General features: G+C 65.9%; 5 protein-coding genes and 1 pseudogene. 2 read left to right on the top strand and 4 right to left on the bottom strand.

The genetic code is table 11. The features are described 5' to 3' along the window. Positions 1–946 (top strand): GAF domain-containing sensor histidine kinase (locus tag QOI01_RS08290; RefSeq protein WP_526379789.1); only part of this gene is annotated, 946 nt, incomplete at its 5' end. Between the two features lie 199 nt (positions 947–1145). On the opposite strand, the gene frc is transcribed toward QOI01_RS08290, so the two are convergent. Continuing rightward, on the bottom strand, positions 1146–2399 hold the full coding sequence (gene frc / locus QOI01_RS08285; protein ID WP_526379787.1) for a formyl-CoA transferase: 1254 nt from the start codon (positions 2397–2399) through the stop codon (positions 1146–1148). 34 nt (positions 2400–2433) lie between these two features. Next, entirely contained in the window at positions 2434–4182 is a 1749-nt protein-coding gene (oxc, locus tag QOI01_RS08280) for an oxalyl-CoA decarboxylase (protein WP_526379791.1), read from the bottom strand. A gap of 483 nt (positions 4183–4665) precedes the next feature. Between oxc and QOI01_RS08275 the strand changes: the two genes are divergently transcribed. Continuing rightward, positions 4666–6189, top strand: a complete 1524-nt coding sequence (locus tag QOI01_RS08275; RefSeq protein WP_526379785.1) for a GAF domain-containing sensor histidine kinase — start codon at positions 4666–4668, stop codon at positions 6187–6189. A gap of 2 nt (positions 6190–6191) precedes the next feature. Here the strand turns inward: QOI01_RS08275 and QOI01_RS08270 are convergent, their stop codons facing one another. Beyond that, on the bottom strand, positions 6192–7220 hold the full coding sequence (locus QOI01_RS08270) for an AraC family ligand binding domain-containing protein (protein WP_526379783.1): 1029 nt from the start codon (positions 7218–7220) through the stop codon (positions 6192–6194). 242 nt (positions 7221–7462) lie between these two features. Continuing rightward, positions 7463–7843: pseudogene (locus QOI01_RS08265) on the bottom strand (NAD(P)H-dependent amine dehydrogenase family protein); the annotation flags it as partial.

Here is a 7843-nt window from a genome sequence, read left to right as displayed (position 1 = left end):
GGACCTGCCCGGCGCGAATAAGATGCCGGTCGGCCAGCAATTTTCGCTCGAGGGCGACAACGTCGCGGCGATGGTGTTGCACACCGGGTATCCGGCTCGGATGGACAGCCACGACGCCGCCGCCGGGGCCGCCGCGGCGCAGATTCGTGCGCGGGGCATCCGGGGCGGCGTCGGAACGCCCATCATCGTCGACGGCAGGCTGTGGGGGGTGGCCGCCGTCGGCTCGTCGCGACCCGAGCCCTTGCCACCCGACACCGAGGAGCGTGTCGGGGACTTTGCGGATCTGGCGGCGACGGCAATCGCGAATGCGCAGACCCACGCTGAGCTCACCGCATCTCGGGTGCGAATTGTCACGGCCGCCGATGACGCTCGGCGCCGTATCGAACGCGATCTACACGACGGTGCCCAACAGCGGCTGGTCTCACTCGGCCTTGAGTTGCGTACCGCTGAGGCCCACGTGCCGCCCGAGCAGCAGCCCTTGAGGGAACGGATCTCCCAACTCGTGACTAGTGTGGTCGCCGTCTCGAATGACCTGCAGGAGCTGTCCCGTGGGATACACCCGGCGATTCTGTCCAAGGGTGGATTGGGCCCGGCGCTCAAGACGCTGGCTCGTCGCTCGGTCGTCCCGGTCGAACTCATCCTCGGGGCCGACCGACGACTACCCGAACCCGTCGAAGTGGCCGCGTACTACGTTGTCGCCGAAGCCCTCACCAACGCTGCCAAATACGCGCGAGCGTCCGTCGTGAATGTGCGCCTCGACATCGAGGGTGCCACCATGCACCTGTCGATTCGAGATGACGGAATCGGAGGAGCCGACGCCGGCAAGGGGTCCGGAATCATCGGTCTCACCGACCGCGTCGAGGCGATCGGCGGCAAGATGACCATCTCCAGTCACCCAGGATCGGGGACGTCACTGCTGGTCGCGATCCCGCTCGAAGTCGAGTGAACGACGGTCCGGATTCACGTCGATCTGGTCATGCCAGTCAGGTCGGACATCTCGAGTAGAGGCTTGAGCGACTGAAATCCGGCGTTGGCGAAGTCGATATCCACGCGGCCAACAGTTTTGCGCAACCGACTGGGCCGCGGAGCGTCCGCCCCGGCACGACGCAACGCGACGGCGGCCGATCCGACTGGCCAGCGGTGATTCAGATGACATTGTCGGTGTGCATCTTCGCGATGGTGTGGGCGTCGTAGCCGAGTTCGGTGAGGACGTCGTCGGTGTGTTCGCCGAGCAGCGGCGATCCGGTGATCTCGGGTGTGAAGTCGGAGAATTTGATTGGGCTTCCGACGGTGAGGTAGGTGCCGCGTTCCTTGTGCTGAACCTCGACGACGGTGCCGCTGGCGCGCAGCGCGTGGTCCTCGGCGATCTCCTTCATGCTGAGCACGGGTGCGCAGGGCACCTGGTAGGTGCGCAGAATGTCGACCGCCTGGTATTTGGTCTTGTCGGCGAGCCACTTCTCGATCTCGTCGAACACATCGAACACGTGCGACGCACGAGCGGCAACGGTGTTGTACGCGGGGTCGTCGACCCACTCGGGCCTGTCGATCGCCTGACACGTCCGCGCCCAGTTGTGGTCTTGGACGACGACGTAGATGTACGCGTTGGGATCGGTCTGCCAGCCCGTGCACTTGAGCACCCATCCGGGCTGCCCGCCGCCGCTGGCGTTGCCGCTTCGAGGCACCGCGTCGGTGAACGTGCCGTCCGGGTACTGCGGGTATTCCGCGAGGTAGCCGAGCTTCTCGAGGCGCTGCTGGTCGCGCAGTTTGACCCGGCACAGGTTGAGCACCGTGTCCTGCATCGACACCGACACCTTCTGTCCGACTCCGGTCGTCGCCCGGGCGAGCAGGGCGGTAAGGATGCCGATCAGCAGGTGCATTCCGCTGTTGCTGTCGCCGATGGCTGCGCCGCTGACTGTGGGCGGGCCGTCCCAGAATCCGGTGGTCGAGGCGGCGCCGCCCGCGCATTGCGCCGCGTTTTCGTAGGCTTTGAGGTCCGACCACGGTGAGTCGTCGTTGAACCCCTTGACCGAGCCGAACACCAGCCGCGGGTTGAGTTGGTGGATGTGTTCCCAGGACAGGCCCATCCGGTCCATGGCGCCGGGGGCGAAGTTCTCGACGAGCACGTCGGCGTCACGGATCAGCTTCTCCATTACCTCTTTACCGTCGGGAGTTCTGGTGTCGATCGCCAGCGAGCGCTTGTTGCTGTTGAGCATGGTGAAGTACAGGCTGTCGACGTCGGGGATGTCGCGCAGTTGGCGGCGTGCCACATCGCCGACGGTGTTGCGCTCGACTTTGAGGACGTCGGCGCCGAACCAGGCGAGCATCTGGGTGCAGGCGGGGCCGGCTTGCACGCCGGTGAAGTCGATGACCTTGATCCCGTTCAGTGGCAGGTTAGTCACGATGGGAGTCCCTTCGGGTAGAAGAACTTTGGTGCTATGGCTTCCCGACGCCAGCCGGGTTGAGGTGGGTGAGGTGGCCGCTTTCGGTGCCATCAGTGGGGTCGATGACGCAGTCGATGAGGGCGGGACCCCTCGACATCAGCGCGCCGGTGAGGGCGATGGTGACCTGTGCCGGTGTGGTCGCGTGGTAGCCCTTGCCGCCGAACGCCTCGATCAGCCGGTCGTAGCGGGCGTTGGCCATTAGGGTGGTCGGCGCCGGATCCGCTGACGCCGTGTTGACCCCGTCGCCGCGATAGACGCCGCCGTTGTTGAGGACGACGACGACGACGGGCAGCCGGTATCGGCAGATGGTCTCCAGCTCCATGCCGCTGAATCCGAACGCGCTGTCGCCTTCGATGGCCACCACGGGTGCGCCGCTCTCGACGGCGGCGGCGATCGCGTAGCCCATCCCGATCCCCATCACCCCCCACGTGCCGCTGTCGAGGCGGTGCCGCGGCACCCGCATGTCGATCACGTTGCGGGCGAAGTCCAGTGCGTTCGCGCCCTCGTTGACGACATAGGCGTCGGGATACTCGCGCAGTACGTCGCGGACGGCTCGCAGCGCTCCGTAGAACTGCATCGAGCGCGGGTCGGCGCGCAGACGCTCGGACATCTTGGCGGCGTTCTGCGCTGAGCGTTCAGCGAGCTCGTGGCGCCACCGCGGCGGCGCGGTGATCTGTCCGGGACGGGTCCGCTCGATTAGCGCGGTCATGACCGACCCGATGTCCCCGACCAGTGGGGCGGCGATGGGCTGGTTGCTGTCGAGCTCGGTGGGCTCGATGTCGATCTGGATGAATTGCGCCTCAAGGTTCCACTGTGGCGCCTCGCCATGGGCCAGTAGCCAGTTCAGCCGGGCGCCGACGAGCATGACGACATCTGCGCGACGCAGCGCCAGTGACCGGGCGGCGGCCACCGACTGCGGGTGGTAGTCGGGCAGCAGTCCCTTGGCCATCGACATCGGCAGGAACGGCAGGCCGGTGGCCTCGATGAACGCGCGGATCTGCCTGTCGGCCCGCGAGTATGCCGCGCCCTTACCCAACACGACCAACGGCCGTTGCGCGTGGGCGAGCAGGTCGGTCGCGCGGTCCACGGCCTCGGGCGCGGGCAGCTGGCGCGGTGCGGGGTCGATGACCCGCCGCAGTGAAGCCTCGCCCTCCGCCGCGCCGGTGACCTGGCCGAGCACCGCGGCAGGGATGTCGAGATAGACACCGCCGGGGCGCCCGGAGACCGCGGTGCGGATCGCGCGGGCGACGCCTCGGCCGATGTCTTGGACTCGGTTGACCCGGTAAGCGGCCTTGACGAACGGTTCCGCCGCCGCCTTTTGGTCGAGCTCCTCGTAGTCTCCCTGCTTGAGGTCGACGAGGTGCCGCTCGCTCGATCCCGAGATCTGCACCATCGGAAAGCAATTCGTGGTGGCGTTAGCCAGCGCCACCAGTCCGTTGAGGAAGCCCGGTGCGGACACCGTCAGGCAGATGCCCGGCTTCTGCGTCAGGAAGCCGGCCGCCGCCGCCGCGTGGCCGGCATTGCTTTCGTGACGGAACCCGATGTAGCGGATCCCCGTCGCCTGCGCGATCCGGGCCAGGTCGGTGATCGGGATGCCGACTACCCCGTAAATGGTTTCGACGTCGTTGAGCTTGAGCGCCTCGACAACCAAGTGATATCCGTCAGTCAGCTCGGCTGCAGTGCCGACGACAGGTGCCGCGGGCACCTCCGACGTGCCAGCGTCATCCGCCGTCGTCGATATGGGCGGCGAGTGGCTCATAGTGCTGCCTCTTCGTGGTCGGCTGAATCGTTGGCTGAAATTCCTTCCCCGGCTTGACATCAACCGCCAAATCAGGAGTAACACCTTCATCTTGGCCATTGCGGGCGGCCCATGTCGTCACTGCCAACGCCCATCGATGCCTCCGGCGAGCGGGACTCTGGACATACCCGCCAGCTGCAAATGCGCCTCCACCCGGGAGGCGGTATCCGTGATATTCATCCCCACCGGTGGGTGAACAAAGCTGTTGATCTCAGATTTCGATCATCTGACTGAGGCCTACCGCCGTTCTGCATGAACGGCAACCGCAGGGAGGCAAAGACTCCAGCTAGCAGGGGGTATCGATGGGTGTCAGCGGTGATGTCACAGCGTTGCTGGACCGAGACGATGGGCATCATCAGATAGTTGCCGCGTATCAGGAGTTCGGCCATCGGAAAAGCGAGTTCGTCGTCGGTGGGGGTAGGCCCGGTGTCGCGGTTGCTGCGTCCAGCGCGCCCGCCGGTGTGGTTGGGCGTGGTGGTCGCTGCGGCGTTCATTGTGGTGGAATCGGTTGTGGTGCTGCTGCTCAAGCAGGTTGCACCCGGCAATGCGTTCGGTGTGGTGTATCTGGTCGGGGTTCTGGTGGTCTCCACGGTGTGGGGCTTCGGGCTCGCGGCGACGGCGTCGGTGGCCAGTGCCGTCGCCTTCGACTACTTCCGTAACGAGCCGGCGGACTTCGCCTTGACCCAAGCCGAAAATTGGTCGGTGATCGGCATCTTCCTGGTCGTCGCGCTGGTCGCCAACACGCTGGCGCACCTGGCAAGGACACGTGCCGTCGAAGCTGAGCGCAGCCGCGATGACCTGCGTATTCTGGCTGACTTGCAGGCTTCGCTGCGTCGGGTGGCGACACTTGTCGCCCGCGGGGGAGACCCCTCTGCGGTGTTCTCCGCGGTGGCCGACGAGCTGGCCCGCTGCCTGGGTGTGCACCACGCGACGCTGTTTCGCTTCGATCCCGATGGCACAGGCCTCCTACTCGCGGGGTACCATGACTCTCAACAGACCGAAATGACTGTCGGGCAGACGTTTCCGCTCGACGGTGAATCCGTAGCGGCGTTGGTAATGCGTTCGGGACACCCCGCCCGGATGGACAGCCACCGCCACGACCAGGCTCCCGGCGCGGCCGCCGAGTACATCCGCGGGCTGGGGATGCGGTCGGGGGTCGGGGCGCCGATCATGGTCGATGGCCGGGTATGGGGTGCGGCCATTGTTGGCTCGTCACAACCAGTCCCGTTGCCTCCCAATACCGAGTCCCGGGTCGCGGACTTCGCCGATCTGGTGACGACCGCGATTGCCAACGCCGAAGCCCATACCCAGCTCACCGCATCCCGGGCCAGGATCGTCGCGGCCGGTGACGAGGCCAGGCGCCGCTTCGAACGCGATCTGCACGACGGTGCACAGCAACGGCTGGTTTCGCTGGGCCTCAAGCTTCGTTCTGCAGAGGCTTCCGTGCCACCCGACCTCGGATCCGTCCGTGAGCAACTCGCCGAGATCGTCGACGGACTGACCGGGGTCTTTCACGATCTCCAGGAGCTATCCCGAGGGATCCATCCCGCGGTCCTGTCGCGGGGCGGACTCGGACCCGCCCTCAGGACGCTCGCGCGCCGCTCCAGTGTCCCCGTCGAGGTCCGCGTCGGTGTCGACCGGAGGCTGCCGGAGTCCGTCGAAATGGCCGCCTATTACATCGTCGCGGAATCGCTGACCAACGCGGCCAAGCACGCGCAGGCGAAGGAGGTGTGGGTGGCCGTCGACACCGACGGACCCAACTTCCGTCTGTCGATACGCGACGACGGGGTCGGGGGAGCGGACTCTGGGCGGGGCTCCGGGCTCATCGGGCTGCGAGACCGCGCCGAAGCGCTCGGCGGACATCTGCAGATATCGAGTCCGATCGGCAGCGGAACATCACTGCAGGCGATAATCCCCCTCTCACCACGGCGTTCCCAGCAGCATGGGTGATCTCACCTACGGTCGGAGAAGCGGATGTCGAGGCTTCGCAGGTAGGTCTGCAGCCCGGCGTCCTGGATCGGAATCAGGTGCGCCGGTGCGCCCGATTCGTTGAAGTGCGCGTGCCAGAGGCCGGGCGGCGTGACAAACGCGCCGCCTGCCTCCCAATCGACCCTGGTCGGGTTGACGATGTCGCCCCGCTCGTCCAATCGCGTACCCAGCAGCGTGTAGCAGCCGGGCTGGGCGTCGAGAATCAGATCGAGAGCGACCGACTGGTGGCGGTGTGGACGCTGCTCCTGATTCGGCGGCAACAGACCGAACATCGCCCACAGCACATGAGTGATCGTCAGTGTCTGCTCCTCGGCGGCGTTGGCCAACAAGACGCTAACCCTGCTCTTGTCATTTGCGCCGGGGCGCGACGCGATCTCGTCGAGTCGAGCCACCGCGTCGGCACGCTGGAACTTTGTTGCGCGGAAACGCGGCCTGGTGGCGTCTGCCCCCAGATGGCGAAGCAGCGGCTCGTCATGCACCCAGTACAGCGCAGCGTCGGATCCGGAGCCGGCGTAGAACGTGGCGCGGCTGGCGGCAGGCAGGATGAGGAAGTCACCCGCCTCCCAACGCACGAGCCGACCGTTCACGGCACTGAAACCCGCGCCGGATATCACGTAATACAGCTGAGAGGTTGCGTTCGGGCTAGTGGCGATCTGCTCACCCGCGCGGATGTGCACGAAGTTCGCGACCAGCGCCGGGCTGGTCGCGGGGCCTTCCTTGATCCCCAGTTCGTGGGATAAGTCCAATGGGACGATTCGGGTGGGGCCGTCGAGGTAGAGGTCCCTGCCGAAAGCCCTGATGGGAACGGTCGACGTGTGGCCGGAGCCAATCGGATTGGCGGCCTTGGAGTATTCGAAGTACCGCGCGTCGTCGGCCCAATCCTCGAAACGTCCCTCGAAACCGTACTCGGCGACATTGGTCACCGGAGCAGGGTCGGCCAGGTCCAGGCCGTCCCTCTGACTGATATCGGTTGCGCTCAGATCAATGGTCATGACTTCCTTTCTCACGCTGTCGGTACCCCGCTGATGCGCTGGGGGACAACGCTTCTTGGTCCTAGGCGGAACCCCTGATCGGTGAGGCGCGTCGAGCCGCTCTCCTTCGGGGGGTTGGGAGCCGTAGCTGGACTTCTTCCAGAGTCGGCCTGAAGCGAATCGATGTCGTCACTGCTGACACCCATCCATGTCCCCGACCAGTCGCAACCGGTGTGTACCGGCCAGCGGGCAACGCACCAGCCGTGCCGGCGATCTCCGCGGGAATCGCATTCGCAGCGGATGTTCGGCGATCCCTCGATCTCGACCTGATAGGCGCCACGGCCGGAGGCACCGCCATAGCCCAAGTCCTGCGGAGCGATGGCGACGCCGGGTTGTGGCCAGTCGGGCGCGATATCGTCGTGCATGCGTGTCACGTGGTCGACGACGAATGTCGGCCTGCCGTCGACGTATCCGGTCAGCGAATTCCGGAGGCATTCCGAATCCGAGGATTTCGTAGGCGGGCCCCGTGGTCGGGGTAGGTCGCGTAGTTGAACATCTCGGTGAGCCGGATCGTGCCGATGTTTCGGGAGATTCCCGACAAGCGAGCGGCAGAACGTCATTGGCGAAGCCGGTGTCGATTCCGG

It is taken from the genome of Mycobacterium sp. (genome assembly GCF_032162605.1).
GTDB lineage: Bacteria > Actinomycetota > Actinomycetes > Mycobacteriales > Mycobacteriaceae > Mycobacterium.
The sequence above is the reverse complement of the archived record's forward strand: the minus strand, read 5'-3'. Positions and strand labels throughout refer to the sequence as shown.

What these genes read in the sequence shown, in the direction of transcription:
- QOI01_RS08270 (WP_526379783.1), bottom strand. Translation starts at nt 7,220, where the DNA reads ATGACCATTGATCTGAGCGCAACCGATATCAGTCAGAGGGACGGCCTG.